This window comes from Paraburkholderia sp. JPY465 (assembly GCF_050436725.1).
GTDB classification, from domain to species: Bacteria; Pseudomonadota; Gammaproteobacteria; order Burkholderiales; family Burkholderiaceae; genus Paraburkholderia; species Paraburkholderia youngii.
The window spans coordinates 193,761-209,475 of sequence record NZ_JBNDMT010000002.1 but is presented as its reverse complement, the minus strand read 5'-3'; the positions used below and the strand labels follow the sequence as shown (position 1 = coordinate 209,475).

11 protein-coding genes and 1 pseudogene are annotated in these 15,715 nt (G+C 65.2%); 8 read left to right on the top strand and 4 right to left on the bottom strand.

The window, feature by feature from the left end:
- Positions 1–108 precede the first annotated feature (108 nt).
- Positions 109–1,635 (bottom strand): PLP-dependent aminotransferase family protein, encoded by a 1,527-nt coding sequence (locus tag QFZ94_RS03030; protein ID WP_429455538.1) that lies wholly within the window; start codon positions 1,633–1,635, stop codon positions 109–111.
- Positions 1,636–1,825: 190 nt separating this feature from the next.
- Here QFZ94_RS03030 and QFZ94_RS03025 point away from each other — a divergent pair, with 190 nt between their 5' ends.
- Together QFZ94_RS03025 and QFZ94_RS03020 are read left to right on the top strand one after the other, a co-directional pair.
- On the top strand, positions 1,826–2,578 hold the full coding sequence (locus QFZ94_RS03025) for an SDR family oxidoreductase (RefSeq protein WP_429455537.1): 753 nt from the start codon (positions 1,826–1,828) through the stop codon (positions 2,576–2,578).
- Between the two features lie 21 nt (positions 2,579–2,599).
- Positions 2,600–2,971: pseudogene (locus QFZ94_RS03020) on the top strand (SDR family NAD(P)-dependent oxidoreductase); the annotation flags it as partial.
- 85 nt (positions 2,972–3,056) lie between these two features.
- Here QFZ94_RS03020 and QFZ94_RS03015 read toward each other — a convergent pair.
- Positions 3,057–3,758: a GntR family transcriptional regulator gene (locus QFZ94_RS03015; RefSeq protein WP_410842466.1), complete on the bottom strand. Its 702-nt coding sequence runs from the start codon at positions 3,756–3,758 to the stop codon at positions 3,057–3,059.
- Between the two features lie 230 nt (positions 3,759–3,988).
- Here QFZ94_RS03015 and QFZ94_RS03010 point away from each other — a divergent pair, with 230 nt between their 5' ends.
- Genes QFZ94_RS03010 through QFZ94_RS02995 form a run of 4 tightly spaced genes read left to right on the top strand, consistent with a single transcriptional unit; the run spans position 3,989 to position 8,248 of the window.
- Positions 3,989–5,284, top strand: a complete 1,296-nt coding sequence (locus QFZ94_RS03010; protein ID WP_429455536.1) for an MFS transporter — start codon at positions 3,989–3,991, stop codon at positions 5,282–5,284.
- Positions 5,285–5,327: 43 nt separating this feature from the next.
- A complete protein-coding gene (locus QFZ94_RS03005; RefSeq protein ID WP_429455535.1) occupies positions 5,328–6,056 on the top strand; it encodes a maleate cis-trans isomerase family protein in 729 nt (242 codons plus the stop codon).
- A 10-nt stretch (positions 6,057–6,066) separates the two neighbouring features.
- A complete protein-coding gene (gene hydA, locus QFZ94_RS03000) occupies positions 6,067–7,482 on the top strand; it encodes a dihydropyrimidinase (RefSeq protein WP_429455534.1) in 1,416 nt (471 codons plus the stop codon).
- A gap of 13 nt (positions 7,483–7,495) precedes the next feature.
- The gene (locus QFZ94_RS02995; protein WP_429455533.1) at positions 7,496–8,248 is read left to right on the top strand and encodes an aspartate/glutamate racemase family protein; all 753 of its coding nucleotides are present in this window, start codon (positions 7,496–7,498) and stop codon (positions 8,246–8,248) included.
- 12 nt (positions 8,249–8,260) lie between these two features.
- On the opposite strand, the gene QFZ94_RS02990 is transcribed toward QFZ94_RS02995, so the two are convergent.
- Together QFZ94_RS02990 and QFZ94_RS02985 are read right to left on the bottom strand one after the other, a co-directional pair.
- Positions 8,261–10,234 carry an AI-2E family transporter gene (locus QFZ94_RS02990; RefSeq protein WP_429455532.1) on the bottom strand — a complete coding sequence of 658 codons (1,974 nt, stop codon included), beginning with the start codon at positions 10,232–10,234 and terminating at the stop codon, positions 8,261–8,263.
- Between the two features lie 143 nt (positions 10,235–10,377).
- A complete protein-coding gene (locus tag QFZ94_RS02985) occupies positions 10,378–11,658 on the bottom strand; it encodes a DUF445 domain-containing protein (protein WP_429455531.1) in 1,281 nt (426 codons plus the stop codon).
- A 210-nt stretch (positions 11,659–11,868) separates the two neighbouring features.
- On the opposite strand from QFZ94_RS02985, the gene QFZ94_RS02980 reads away from it, so the two are divergent.
- Positions 11,869–13,071, top strand: a complete 1,203-nt coding sequence (locus QFZ94_RS02980) for a metallophosphoesterase family protein (RefSeq protein WP_368624037.1) — start codon at positions 11,869–11,871, stop codon at positions 13,069–13,071.
- Positions 13,068–15,689, top strand: coding sequence for an AAA family ATPase (locus QFZ94_RS02975; protein WP_429455530.1), 2,622 nt, complete (start codon positions 13,068–13,070; stop codon positions 15,687–15,689). The genes QFZ94_RS02980 and QFZ94_RS02975 overlap by 4 nt, the downstream gene beginning before the upstream one ends.
- Positions 15,690–15,715: the final 26 nt, after the last annotated feature.

The following is a 15,715-nucleotide window of genomic DNA, read 5'->3' as shown; positions in this document are numbered from 1 at the left end:
TTGCGTTATCGGTGCAGTATGCGGCAGCGTGCGTGCGCGGCTGTCCTCATTTTGGGTACGACGGCGCGACGTGTGACGACTGATAAAGACCCGAACCTTCGCCCGTCGTCAGCGGTCCAGACACGCGCGCAAGGTCCGCGCGAGGCGGCCCGCTTCGGCTGCATTGGCGATGTTTGCGAAGCCCATCACCAGGCCACGCGGCGTGCGAGGTGTGCGGCCATTCGCGTACCAAATCGAAAGCGGCAGTACGGCCAAGCCGGCTTCGCGGGCGCGCGCCGCAAACGCGACGTCGTCGACCGGGCCATCAGGGCCCTCGGCGAACTGTGCGGCGAACTGGATTCCCCCTGGCGGCAATTCGACGATCAGCCTTTCGCCGAACGCCTGCTCCAGCGCGCGCACGATCAACACGCGCCGCTCCGCGTATAGCGCACGCATGCGCTTCAGATGTCGCGCAAAATGCCCCCGTTCGAGAAAGTCGGCCAAAGCGGCCTGCAACAGGGTTGGCGATCCGGCGTTCATGCTGCGCGCGACCCGCCCGACACGCTCGACGGCCCGCTCCGGCACCACCGCATACGCGAGCCGCAGGCCGGGAAACATCACCTTGCTGAAGGTGCCGCAATAGATCACGTGATCGTGACGGTCGAGGCTCTTCAATGCCGGCAACGGCCGGCCCAGATAGCGGAACTCGCTGTCGTAATCGTCTTCGACGATCCAGCTGGACGCTTGCTCTGCCCAGTCCAGCAACGCGATGCGCCGGGAGAGCGATAACGTGTGCCCGAGCGGGCTCTGATGCGACGGCGTGACCAGCGCGAAGCGCGCCTGCGCATCCAGCCGTGTGCCGTGTTCCACGTCGATCCCTTCATCGTCCACCGGCACTGCGATGAGCTTTACGCCGGTTTCGGCGAGAAAACCGCGCGCGAGCAGATAGCCCGGATCTTCGTACCACACGCTGTCGTTCGGGCGGGCGAGACTGCGCAATACGAGTTCGAGCGTCGCACGGTAGCCGCCCGTCACGAACACCTGGTCCGGCAGGCAGGTCACGCCGCGCGACAGCCCAAGATACGTGGCGATGTGCTCGCGCAGCGGCCGGTAGCCGGCAGGGTCCGGGTACGCGAGCATTGCGCGCTCGCCGCTGCGTGCGCGATGCGAAACGAGGCGATTCCAAACCTTGACCGGAAATGCGTCGAGCGCGGGCAGGCCGGGTTGCAACGGCCGGGGCTCGCCGCTCATGGCGGCCGCGATGGCAAGCTGGCGCGGCGCCGGTTGCGCGCCGTGGGATTCGCCCGGCGTCCGAGGCGCGGTAGCCGTTTTAGCGCTTGGCTTGCCGTTCGAATCTTTTGTGCTTTGCGTACGCGTGCGCGTCACGGTAGCTGGCAGCGAAGGCGACACGAACGTGCCAGCCGCACCGCGCATCTGCAGATAACCTTCGTCGACGAGGATCGTATAGGCCAGTTCAACCGTTCCGCGCGCCGTGTTCAGTTGCGTAGCGAGGCTGCGCAGCGCGGGCACACGATCGCCCGAACGCAGATGCCCTGCGGCGATCGCGGTTCTGAAGCGCGCGCAGATCTGCTGGTAGATCGGTAACTCGAGTTGCCGATCGATATCGACGGTGAATGCAGTAGGCGGCACGGTCATGACTGTCTGGTCAGCAAGTGGACCAGAATCTGGATGTCCTGGTCCATTCGACAATTCTTGGCACTTTTCGATGGTTCATGATCTTCCCACAATAGCCTCACACGATGCGACGGCGGCGAGCGCTTTCCCTCGATGAAACAGCCGCCAGCCGTCTGCCCGTGCCAACTGACTCATATCTGGAGGATGTCCCATGAAAATCGTCGTAATCGGTGGTTCCGGGCTGATCGGCTCGCGCGTCGTCACGCTGCTCGGCGAGGCGGGTCACGAGGCAATTGCTGCGTCGCCGCGTACCGGTGTGAACGCGGTAACGGGCGAAGGGCTGAGCAACGCGCTCGCGGGCGCGGACGTCGTAGTGGATGTGGCGAACGCGCCTTCCTGGGAGCCTCAGGCGGTGCTCGACTTTTTCCGCACCTCGACGCGCAACCTCGGCAAAGCCGAAGTCGCGGCAGGGGTACGCCATCACGTCGCGCTTTCGATCGTCGGCTGCGAGCGCACGCCGGAAAACGCCTATTTCGTTGCCAAGGTCGCGCAGGAAGAGGCGATCGAGGCGGCGGGCGTGCCCTACACGATCGTGCGCGCGACCCAGTTCATGGAATTCATCGGCGCGATTGCCGATGCCGGCACCGAAGGCGGGACGGTGCGCGTTGGGGACGGACTCTTCCAGCCGATAGCCGCGGATGACGTCGCAGCGATCCTCGCGCAGGTCGCTCTAGCCACGCCACTGAACGGCACCGTGGATATCGCGGGCCCGGACCGTGAACCGTTTGCCGCGATCGTCAGCCCTTATTTGAAGTCTGTCGGCGACCCGCGCGCTGTTGTGACGGATCAGGATGCGCGCTACTTCGGCGGCCACGTCGAGGAACAGTCGCTGGTGCCGCTCGGCGATGCGCGGATTGGCCGCGTGAGTCTGGACCAGTGGCTGGCGCAATCCAAAAAGGGGTGATGTCAGGTTTATGTGAAACCGCAACTCGCGATCGCCGAAATGGAAAGGTATTCGAGCGGCCACGTGATGAGCGTCACCAGTGCCGTCGACGCTGCGAGCAGTGGTGTGTATTCGACACTCGCGGCCCTGACGAAGTGCGGTCTGAACGCTGTCACGAAGTCGCTGGCGATCGAGTACGCGAGCCAAGGGATTCGCGTGAATGCCGTCGCGCCGGGGATCATCAAGTCACCCATGCACGGGCCGGAAACCCATCAGGCGCTGGGCGCCTTTCACCCGCTGGGACGCATGGGCGAGATGAGCGATATCGCCGACGCGATTCTCTTCCTTGATTCCGCACCGTTCATCACGGGAGAAATTCTGCACGTCGACGGCGGTCAGAGCGCCGGTCGCTAGCCTTGCGCGGGCACCGTGAGGCGGTGCCCACGTCCAATGTCTGCACCCACGGCGTTCAAGCCAATGCGGGTTTCACAGACCTTCATTACTCGTTCCCTTTTGCGGTTTCGAGCACTTTCATCACTTCCGCGGCGGTGTGTTCCGAATGCTCGCGCAGTAAGCGGGCGAGGCATGCTCCATCGCGTCTGGATAGCGCGTCCAGTATTTCACTGTGTTCGCCGAGGGACTCGGCCCAACGCAGCACATCGGCATTAGCCGCACCTCTCGCGCGGTGAATCTTGCTCATCAACGATGCGTACATGTCAGATAACACCGGATTGCCGGCGACGTCGACGATGTGCTGATGCACTTTCTGGTTCGCGCGGTAGTAGGCCGTACGCTTGCCTTCGCGGTGGTACGTCTCCATGGTGCGATGGCGCTCCATCAGCACCTTCATCTGCTTGTCGTCGATGCGCTGCGCCGCGAGCCGTCCGGCCGTTTCCTCCAGTCCATGCAGCACTTCGAAGATGGCGGCAATCTCGGCCTTGTTGATCGGTGCGACCTGAAAGCCCATGTGCTGCCGGTGGGTCACATACCCCTCGGTCACGAGCGTTTTGAGCGCCTCGCGTACCGGCGTTCTCGAGATGTCGAACCGCTCGCACAGCGCTTTCTCGTCGATATGCTCGCCGGGCGCCAATTCACCTTCGAGAATCATCTCGCGCAACCGCTCGGCGATTGCCGCGTACATACCCGTGCCGCGCAGGCTGACGCGCTTGCGTGTATCAGCCGGTAGTGAATTCATGTCCATGTCGCCTGTTTCCGTTTTTGCATCTTCGGTCTTCGCTTAATTGTCTTACAGCTTCGGCCGACTATCTACAGAAAATAAAAAAAGTATTGAAATCAAAGAAATACAGCGCTTGTAATCCATAATTAGGCATCATATACTGCGCTTGCGCATGCAGCGCACTGGTCCCGGAGCGATCCCGGACACAGACATGAGACCCCAAAGCCATGATCAGGCGAACGGAGGAGACACAGATGCAAACCGTAAATGCGGCCGTGCAGGCCGAGGTCAGGACCGGCGTACGCTGGAAAATCTTCCTGATCATGCTGATGCTGATTTCGATCAACTATGTGGACCGGGCCTCGCTGTCCGTCGCGATGCCCCTCATCGCCAAGGAGTTTCATATCGCCCCGGCAGTGCAGGGACTGATCCTCAGTTCGTTCTTCTGGACCTACGCGTTCATGCAGATTCCAGGGGGCATGCTGGCTGACCGTTTCAAACCGCGCATCGTGATCGCCTGTGCGACGTTGTTCTGGGGCTTCTTCCAGGGCATTGCCGCGGTCTGCACGTCGGCGACCGCGCTGATCTTCACGCGGCTGGGGCTGGGCGCTGCCGAAGCACCGATCTATCCGGCGGGCGGCAAGCTCAACGCGATGTGGATGACGCGGCACGAACGCGGCCGCGGGGCGACGCTGCTCGACGGCGGCGCGCCGTTGGGAGCGGCACTCGGCGCGGTGATCATCTCCGGGCTGATCAGCGAATTCGGATCGTGGCGCACTTCCTTCGTGGTGGCCGGTATCGGAACCATGCTCGCCGGCCTGTTTGCCTGGTACTACATCCGCAACAACCCGCGTGAGCATCCGGCCGTGAATCAGGCCGAAGCCGAGTATCTCGAAGCGGCGCTGCAGGAAGAGCACCTCAGCGAGCCGGTTCATGCCAGCGGCCGCAGCCTGGATTTTTTCCGGTATCGCTCGGTGTGGGGTATGTTCTTTGGCTGGATGTGCTTCAACTCGCTGTTTTACGGCCTGCTCACCTGGATGCCGAACTATCTGAACAAGGTTCACGGCTTCAACATCCAGCAGATGGGCGGAGCCAGTTTCGCGATCTTCTTCAGCGGCTTCGTCGGCGAACTGATCGGCGGCTGGATCGCCGACAAGTGGAAGGCGGCGGGCGGTTCGCCCAACCGCGTGATGCGCACGCTGTTCGGAATCGCCGCGGTGGCGGCAACCGTGTCGATCTTCTCGGTCGCCTATGTCGGGAATGCCGCGGCGGTGGTGGTATTGCTGGCGTCCACGTTGTTCTTCCTGCGCTGGTGCGGTCTTTACTGGTGCCTGCCGTCCATCCTCGGGACACGCGACAAGGTCGGCTTTCTCGGCGGTTTCATGAACCTGGGCGGCAATATCGGCGGCGTTCTGGTTCCGATCATCGTCGGCCTGATCGTGCAGGCCACCGGTTCGTATTTTCTGGCGCTGATGTTTTTCGCCGCAGCAGGCGGAGGGCTCCTCGTCTGTTCGACGCTGATCGACTACGAACGCAAATTGCCCGTCTAAGCCGGACTTTCTTCACCCTTAACACTTGATTGCTGACTTCATCATGAGCAAACGCGTCATGCTCGGCATGCTTACCCCGTCGTCCAACACCGCGCTCGAACCGATCACAAGCGCGATGATGGCCCAGTTGCCAGGTGTCAGTGCCCATTTTTCCCGCTTCAAGGTCACCGAAATCTCGCTATCCGGGCAGGCGCTCGGGCAGTTCGACACCACCAACATCATTCAGGCCGCGCGGCTGCTGGCCGACGCCAAGGTCGACGTGATCGCATGGAACGGCACCTCGTCCGGCTGGCTCGGTTTCGAGACCGACCGCCGCCTGTGCCGCGAAATCCAGGAAGCGACCGGCATTCCCGCAACCACGTCGGTACTGGCGCTGAACGAGATTCTGGACAAGACCGGCGTGAAGAAATTCGGCCTGGTCAGTCCGTATCTGAAGGATGTCCAGCAGAAGATCGTCGCCAATTACCGCGACAGCGGCATCGACTGCTCATCCGAAAACCACCTCGGCCTGAAGGTGAACTTCGAGTTCTCCGAGGTAAGCGAAGAGACGCTGCGCGCACAGATCCGCGATGTCGCCGAGCACCGGCCGGAAGCGATCGTCACTTTCTGCACCAACCTGCACGCAGCGCATCTGGCCTCGGAAGTGGAGCGGCACCACGGTGTCCCGCTCTACGACACGATCTCCACCGTGGTGTGGAAATCGTTGAAGCTCGCTGGCTACGATACGACCCGGCTTGCAAGCTGGGGCCGCCTGTTCTCCGAAGTCCTTTGAGAGGACCGTCATGACAACCATGTACGACCTGGTAATCCGCAACGCTGACGTGGTAACCGCGTCCGAGCGCTTCAATTGCGATATTGGCGTGAAGGACGGCATCGTCGTCGCGCTGGGCCGTAATCTCGACGCGGGCAGGCGCGAGATCGACGCGACCGGCCTGCTGGCGTTGCCCGGCGGCATCGACGCGCACTGCCATCTCGATCAACCCATGCCGGACGGGCTGAAGATGGCGGACGACTTCAACAGCGGCACCCGTGCTGCCGTGTGCGGCGGGACCACGACCGTGATCCCGTTCGCCGCGCAGGCAAAAGGGCAATCGCTGAAAGCCGCGGTGGCCGACTACCATCGCCGCGCCGAAGGCCGCGCGGTCACCGACTACGCGTTCCACCTGATCGTCTCCGATCCGACGCCCGAGGTGCTGGAACGCGAGCTCCCGGAATTGATCGCCGCTGGTTACACGTCGTTCAAGATCTATATGACCTACGACGATCTCAAGCTCAGCGACCGCGAGATCCTCGAGGTGATGGATGTGGCGCGCCGCAACCAGGCGCTGGTCATGGTGCATGCCGAGAATTCGGATTGCATCGCGTGGCTGACCGACCGGCTCACCGAAGCCGGCAAGCACGCGCCGAAGTATCACGCGCTGTCGCGCCCGGCGGTGGTCGAGCGGGAAGCGACGCATCGGGCGATCGCGTTCTCCGAACTGGTCGTCGTGCCGATTCTGATCGTGCATGTGTCGGGCCAGGACGCGATCGAACAGATCGAATGGGCGCAGCAGCGCGGCCTGAACATCTACGCCGAGACCTGCCCGCAATACCTTTACCTGACGGCCGAAGATCTCGGCCACGAGGACGGCTATCACGGCGCCAGGTGCGTTTGCAGTCCGCCGCCACGCGACTCGTCCAGCCAGAAGGCCGTGTGGAGCGCATTAAAGCGCGGCGTATTCAGCGTCTTCTCGTCCGACCACGCGCCGTTCTCATACGACGATCCGCAGGGCAAAAAGCCCGGTGGCGAGGAAGTGTCGTTCGAGCACATCCCGAACGGCATCCCCGGCATCGAGACCCGCCTGGCGCTACTGTTCGATGGCGTGAACCGCGGGAAGCTGTCGTTGCACAAGTTCGTCGAACTGACGTCGCTGAATCCCGCGAAGCTGTACGGCCTCTATCCGCGCAAGGGGACGATCGCCGTCGGCGCCGACGCCGACATCGTGCTTTGGGACCCGCTCAAGCAGATCACCATTGCGAACGACGCGCTGCATCACAACGTCGACTACACGCCGTACGAGGGACGCACCGTCCAGGGTTGGCCGAAGCACTGTCTGTCACGCGGCGAACTGCTGGTCGAGAGCGGGCGCTATCTCGAGCCGGAAGCGGGCCGGGGCCGCTTTCTGGCCGCTGGCAAGCCCCAGTACGTCGACCTCTGAAGTGGAGAGCAGTATGAAGATCCTGGTGATCAATCCGAATATCTCCGAAAGTGTATCGGCGCTGATCCGGACGGAGGCGCAACGCAGTGCTTCACCTGATACCGAGATCGAGGTTGCGACCGCGCCGTTCGGCGTTGCCTACATCGAGACCCGCTTCGAAGCGCTGGTCGGCGCGTACGCGAGCGCGTGCGTGGCGGCCGAACGCCATGGCAGCTACGATGGTGTGGTGGTCGCGGCGTTCGGCGATCCGGGCCTGCAGGGCATCAAGGAACTGCTCGACGTGCCGGTAGTCGGGCTGACCGAGTCGGCATTGCTGACTGCGGCAGCGCTCGGGCAGCGCTTCTCGATCATCGCGATCTCGCCGCGAATCAAGGCGTGGTACCGCGAGACTGTCGAGCGCAGTCATCTGGCGAGCCGGCTCGCCAGCATCCGCGCGCTCGACGAGCCGTTGCGCGATATCGGCAGCGTGCAGCAGGATCACGCAGCGAGACTGAAGGCGCTGTGCAATCAGGTCGTCGACGATGACGGCGCCGACGTCATCATCATCGCTGGGGCGCCGCTAGCGGGTCTCGCACGTGAGATACGTGACGAATTGCCGGTGCCGGTGGTCGATGGTGTGTCGAGTTCGATTACGCAGCTCGAGGGCCTTATCCGGTTAGGTCCGAAAAAGGCGACGAAGGGCAGTTTCGCCCAGCCGCCAGTCAAGCCGAATCGGGGTCTGCCCGAGCCGCTGGAGCGATTGCTGAGCAGCGAGCAGACGCGTTGATCCAGCGCGGCCTCAGCCCGCGCTGGCCGCCTGCGATTGCTGTCGCATGGGCTGCCCGCTCGTCGCCGCGTGACATGCCTGGATCATCGCGCGGAACGTCGGCGACGCATGCAGCTCGCCGCCCGCATCGAGTTCGGCGCTGTCGTCCGGCGCGTCGCCGACGCCGACCACCAGCGTCGCGCGCGGCCGCCATTCGCGCGTGCGCCGCAGCATGTTGCGCAGATACGGCGGCGACTCGGGCGCGTCGAGCGACACGATGCAGATGATCGAGGTGTCCTTGAAGCTCGGCTCATCGGCGCGCGCGCTGCGATAGCCCGAGTGCGTCGCCATCAGCGGCGCGAAACCCTGGCGGTTCAAGAGTTGCACGGCGATGGCCGTCGTCACTTCGTCGAATGCGCCGCGGCCGGGCACGCACAACACTGCGACCTTGCTCGCTTCGTCCGACTGTGGCGAGCGCGACCGCAGATCGCTGCCGTAGCGCTCCGAGGCGCCCGCGCCCGGCGACGCGAGGTCCGGCGCCCCGGCAAGCAGCGCATTGCCCGTGTCAGCCGGTTCGACTGGTGACAGCGTGTCGCGCAGCCCGTCGGCGATTTCGAGGTTCTCGACGATATCGGCGAGCGCGTCATTGATCCGCTGCAACTGCTCGGGCATCAGCACGCCGCGCTGCGCGTCGTTGCGCGCGAGCCGCAGGCCTTCGAGCGCGACCTTGTCGTAGTAGTCGATCAGCGACATCTCGCGCAGCAGCCGTTCGGCCTGCACGATCGCCTCGTGCGGATCGTCGGCGAGCAGGCGCTGATAGAAGTTCTGCGCGGGCGTCAGCGCGGGCTGATCGCCGAGCAGCACGGTCAGGAAGTTCAAGCGGTCCGCGTAGCGCCCGAGCGTGACGACGCACAGCGTGAGCGGGGTCGACAGCACGAGGCCGATCGGCCCCCATAGCCAGCTCCAGAAAATCGCCGCGACCACCACCGCGAGCGGCGACAGGCCCGAGCGATGACCGTACAGCAGCGGCTCGGCGATCTGCCCGGCGACCACGTCGACGACGATGAACAGGATCAGCGTGAGGACCGCCATCGTCCATTGCGGCTGGATCGCGGCCGCGAGAAACACCGCGAGGATCGCCGCGATCCAGATGCCGATGTATGGCACGAAGCGCAGCAAAGCGGCGATCACGCCGAACAGCAGCGCACCCGGTACGCCGATGATCGCGAGCCCGATCGCGATGATGCCGCCCGCGCTCAGATTCACGCCGAGCTGCGCGACGAAATAGCGTGACAGGCGCCCGGCGGCGTCGTTGATCGCGGTGGTCGTGCGGTGCAGATCGCGAGAGCCGAACAGGCTGATCAGACGGTCGCGCAAATCCTCGCGCTGCAACAGGATGAAGATCGTCACGACGAGCACGATGAAGGTCGTCTCGATCGGCGCGATGGCCGGGGTCAGCGCGCGCTGCGCGAGCTGCACCGGCGTCGGCGCGGGCTCGTGCACCTCAACCTGTTGCGGCACCTGCGGCGCGTTGCGCGCGGCGCGGCCGGTCGGGCGCGGCGGCGCGGGACGCGACGGCGCCATGCGCTGCAGCGCGCTGGCGGCGCTGCTCATCAGCGAATCGGCGCGGCCCACGGTTTTTTCCTGCACCGTTTCGATCTTCTGCTCGATCGCTTCCTGGTACTGCGGCAGCGCGTTCGCGAGCTGCACCAGCTGCGCGCCGATCAGCGCACCGACCGCGAGCAGCGACGCGAGAGCGAACAGCACCGCGATGAAGATGGACGGCAACTGGCCCATGTGCAGACGCCGCAGCATCTGCACGAGCGGCGCGAGCAGGAAGCTCAGCAGCACCGACAACGTGATCGGAATCAGCACCTCCCGGCCGAAGTACAGCGCGCACACCACCACCACGCCGGTGATCAGCGACACGAGGCCATGCAGGCCCGGCGTGCCCGGCGGATAAACGCGATTGGGGCGCCCATGCGGCGGCGGCAGCGATATTTTCATGTAAACACAATTCCGGTTGGGACGCGTTGACGACCGAGCGGAGCACTGGTCGTCCGCAAGACATATGCCCGAATTGTAGGCGGTTTGGTGCGAGCAGGGCTCACGCGCGGCTACGTGTCGGGTGGCTCGATGAGCGCGAATCGTCAGCCTACATGCACCCGCAACATCTCCAGCAACTGCGAGCTCACGTACAGCAGCAAGCCGATAAATCCTCCGACGATCGTCCCATTGATGCGGATGTACTGCAGATCCTTGCCGATATTCATCTCGACCTGGCGTGACATCTCATGGGCGTCCCAGTTCTTCACGGTATCGCTGATATGGCGCGTGAGGAACTGCGCGAAGTCGGGCGCCATCGCGCGCGCGGCTTCTTCGAGGTGATCGTTCAGCGATTGCCGCAGCGCTGGATCGCGCGCGAGTTCGCGACCGACCCACGCGCCCATCGCGGCGACACGCGCATGCAGTGCCGAGTCGGTGCTTTGCAGGTCGCGCTTGAGCCACGCGCGCAGTTCGCCCCACATGTCCTTCACGTAGCTGCTGAAAGCCTCCCCTTCGACCAGATAGCGCTTCAGCGCTTCGCCCTGTTGCAGGAAAACCGGATCGGTCTTCAGCCGCACGATCAGCTTCTGCACCACCCGGTCGAACCTGTCGCGCAACTCGTGCGTGGGGTTCTCGGCGATCTGTTCGAGCATACGGTTCGCGGCGCTCGCGATCGCTTCGGCGCCCTTGTCGCCGATCCACGCCGACGGCAGAAACTTCTCGACCGTCGGATACTCGCTTTTCACCCAATCGACGATGCGCGCGGCAATGAACTCGCGCGCCGGCGCCTCGCGCAGCACCGCGATCACCTGATCGATCGCGGTGTCGAGCAGTTCCTGATGACGGCCGTCGCGCGTCAGCGTGTCGAGGACCGCGCCGAGCGACTGCGACAGATCGACCTTCGCGAGAACGTCGCGCAGGCCGTCCTTGATGAAGTTCTGGATGCGCGCGTCGTCGGCCACCTCGAGGATGCCGCCGGTGAGGCGCACCACGTAGTCGCCGAGACGCGCGGTGTTGGCCGATTCGCCGAGCCACGTGGTGATGGTCTGCGCCGGATCGTGCCGGCGGATCAGACCGACCAGCGACGGCACGTCGAGAAACTTGTCCTGCACGAAGTGCGCGAGGTTGTCGGCGATCTTGTGCTTGTTGCGCGGGATGATCGCGGTGTGCGCGGACACGACCGGAATCGGCACGCGCCGAAACAGCGCCGCGACCGCGAACCAGTCGGCGAGCGCGCCGACCATCGCGGCCTCGGCGACGGCCTTGATGCCGTCGACCCACAGGCCGCGCGGCAGGAACGCGGTGACGACGAAAACGCAGGCGGCCGCAAGCAGCAGCAGTAAAGGCGTGCGCTTGGCCTTCTTCAGTTCGGTGGTCTTGTCCATCGGGCGCGGTTGATCGTGTCGGGCGGCGGGCGGCTGAAAGGTGGGCGGGGCAGCCGGTTCGGTTGCAATGATGCGGTACGGCCCGCGCACGCGTCCAGCCTGGATACGCGCATGCAATACGCGCCGGGGCTTCGGCAAGGTAACATTCGCGGTTGGGCTCGTCGTCGAACCTCACGCAAGACGGCGCAACGCAATCGCAATGGAGGCACAGTGATCAGGTTTCTGCACACCGCGGATTGGCAGATCGGCACGCAGTTCGGTCAGTTCGAACCGGACGAGGCCGCGCATCTCGCTCAAGCTCGCTTCGACACCGTGCGCCGCATCGCCGAAGAAGCGGCCGCGCGCAACGTCGACGCGGTGCTCGTCGCGGGCGACGTGTTCGACCTGCAGACGGTGTCGGACACCGTGATCCGTCGTTTGTTCGGCGCACTGCAAGCGTTTTCCGGAACCTGGATCATGCTGCCGGGCAATCACGACGCGGCGCTCGTCGAAAGCGTTTGGACCCGCGCGCAGCGGCTCAATTGCGTGCCGCCGAACGTGCGCGTCGTGCTCGAAACCGGCGTCGTGCTGCTCGATGCGTGCCGTTGCGCGCTGCTGTGCGCGCCGCTCACGCAGCGCATCACCTACGACGACACCACCGCATTCTTCGATTCCACCGAGACGCCGCCCGGCTATCACCGCGTGGGGCTTGCGCATGGCAGCGTCGGCGGCATCCTGCAGGAGGGCATCGATTCGTCGAACCCGATCGCGCCGACGCGCGCCGTGAGCGCGCGGCTCGACTATCTGGCGCTCGGCGACTGGCACGGCCATCTGCGCGTCGACGAACGCACCTGGTACGCGGGCACGCACGAACAGGACCGTTTCCGCTCGAACGAACCGGGCTTCGTGCTCGACGTCACGATAAGCGAGCCGGGAGCGTCGCCGCAGGTCGAGGCGGTGCGAGTCGGGCAATACCGCTGGCATCGCTGGGATGAGACGATTTCGGTGCCGACCGACATCGACGCACTGAAAGCCCGCCTCGCCGAACTCGGCGCGAATGACGTGCTGCGCATCGAGGTCGGCGGCACCGCGGCGCTTGCCGATGCCGAGGCGCTGCATGTCGCGGTCGAAGAGGCTCGCGCGTGCGTGCGCGCGTTGCGTGCCGATCTGAGCAGCCTGCACGTGCTGCCCACCGCCGACGATCTCGCCGAACTCGGCGCGCAAAGCGGCTATCTCGCGAAGGTGGTCGCGCGGCTGCGCGCCTTGCAGGAAGACGCACAGGCCGATCCGCAACAGGCGCGGCGCGCGGCGGAAGCGTTGCTGCTGCTGGCGCGCTTTCAGCGCGAACAGTGGCACCGCGATTCCCATGCCGCACCACCCGCGCAGGCGCGCGATCGGCAACCTGAAGCGCCGCGTGAAGGAGCCTGTGCATGAAGCTGCAACGTATCGCGATTCAGGAATTCAGGCAGTTCGGCGGGCAGCTCGTGATCGACGATCTGCAGCCCGGTCTCAACCTGTTCGTCGGCCCGAACGAGGCCGGCAAAAGCACGATTGCCGAAGCGGTGCGCACGGTGTTCCTCGAACGCTACAAGGCCTCGCATCTGAAGGACCTGTTGCCGTGGGGACTCGCGAACGGGCAGCCGTCGGTCGAGGTCAGCTTCGAGCTCGATGGGGTAGCGTGCCGTCTGTCGAAGCAGTTCGTGTCGCGTCAGCGCTGCGAGCTGAGGATCGGTCAGGCCGTGTATAGCGAGGACGAAGCCGAAGACAAGCTCGCCGCGCTGCTCGGCTTCTCGCGCGCGGCGCGCGGTCCGATGAAAGCCGAGAACGCCGGCGTGCCGGGTCTGTTGTGGGTGCAGCAAGGCGGCACGCAGGAGATGCGCGATTCGACCGGGCACGCGGCGCAGTATCTGCGCGACGCGCTCACGCAACTGTCGGGCGGCCGCGAAGCGGGCGGCGAGGACGCGCTGATCGCGGCCGTGCAGCGCGAGCTGCGGCAACTGCTGACCGCGCGCACGCAGAAGTCCACCGGGCCGCTCGCCGAGGCGGAGCAGAAGCTCGCCGCGCTGATCGCGAGCCGCGACGAGTTGCGACAGCAGCGCCAGCAGTTCGACGACAACATCGCGCGGCTCGCCTCACAACAGCAGGCGTTCGACGACGCCGAGCGCCGGCGTCCGTGGGAGCTTCACGAGCAGAAGGCCGCGCTCGCGCAGCAACGCGCCGTGGCGGTCGAGCAACTCGAACGCGGTCTCGAAGGGCTCGCGCAGTCGCTGAAGATCGGCGAGGCCGAGCTCGCGTTGTCGGTGCAGCAGGAGCGGGGCGCGCTCGAACTCGAAGCGGCCATCGCGCGCGAACGAGAGCAACTCGACGCGGCGCGCGCCGAGGTCGCGGCCGCGCAAACCGCGCATGCGCAGGCGCAAAGCCGCGTTGCGCAATTCGAGCAGGCAGCCGCCGAGGCGAACCGTGCGCTCGAACTCTCGAACGCGGCCGTGACCGCCGCCGATCTGCGCAGCCAGGTCGATTTCTATCGGGCGGAGAGCCAGCGGCTCGAAGCGTCGATCGGCGAGGCGGACAAGGCAAACATGGCGGTGCTGCAGGCCGCGCGCGACGCGGCAGCGCTCGAACTCGACGACGCGCAGTTCAAGCGCCTCGTCGCGCTCGATGGCGAGTTGACCGTGCTGCGCGCGCGGACCGAGGCGGCGATGACGCGCATCGAATACAGCTTGAACGGCGAGTTGCGCGTCGGCGGTGAGACGATCAGCGGCACGGGCGTGCTGCGTGTCGATGAAGAAAAGCGCATCGGCCTCGGCGAGCTTGGCGAATTGCGCGTGATTCCGGGTGTGTCCGATCTGTCCGCGCGATTGTCGGAACTGGCATCGCTCGAAGCGAAGCACGCGCAGTTGCTGCTCACGCTCGGCGTTGCGTCGGTGGCCGATGCGCAGGCGCGTCACGAGCAATGGAAAACGCTGGTCGCGCAACAGAAGAGCCAGGCGAGGATACTCGAGGTCCATGCGCCGCAAGGCATCGATGCGTTGCGCGCGGCGCTGGCATCGACGGCGGCGCGCTTGCAGGCGTCGAGCGAGCGCCTGGCCGGTCTGCCCGACGTGTCGGCGGCGCCGCCGCTCGAGGACGCGCGCCGCAATGCCGACATCGCGCGCGACGCGTTGGAGGCCGCGCGCAAGGTGCTCAAGCAAGCGGCGGGCGCGCAATCCACCGGCGTCGCGAAGGCCGATTCGCTGACGGCGCAACTGCAGCGCAAAGAAGCGCAGCTGAACGACGAAGCGTTCCGGCGCAATCGCGCGCAGTGGCAGGCGCATATCGTCGAGCAGCGCGTGAAGGTCGATGCGCTGAAGAACCAGCGCGGCGAGCGCGAACGCGAACTCGATGCGGCGCGTCTGGACGACCCCGTGGCGGAGGCGAAGCGCTATCGCGCATCGGCGGAACTCGCGCGCAACGAGCAGCATGAGCGTCAACTGCGCATCGCGGAACTGCGTAGCCAGCTCGAAACGATGGGCGCATCGGGCCTTGGCGAACGGCTTGCCGCGCTCGAAGCGCAGGTCGAGCAGGCCACGCGCCGCAAGGACGAACTGAGCCTGCGCGCGAGCGCGCTGAGTCTGCTCGACGAGGTGCTGGTCGACGAACGCGACGCCGCGCTGGCACAACTGCGCGCGCCGTTGACCGAGCGGCTCGGTCATTATCTGAAGCGGATTTTTCCGCAGTCGAGCCTCGCGCTCGGCGACGATCTGATTCCGGCGATGCTCGATCGCGACGGCCGCGCGGAACTGCTCGACGCGCTGAGCTTCGGCACGCGCGAGCAGCTCGGCATCCTGACGCGGCTCGCGTACGCGGACCTGTTGCAGGCCTCAGGCCGGCCCACTCTGCTGATGCTCGACGATGCCGCGGTCCACACCGATGCGGCGCGCCGCGACGCGCTCAAGCGCGTATTGATCGACGCGGCGACGCGGCATCAGATTCTGGTGTTCACGTGTCATCCGGAGTTGTGGGACGACCTGGGCGTCAGGCAGCGGGCGGTGCAGGATTTGAAGGTGGCGTGAGCGGGACGGGCCGGCACCACCCGGTA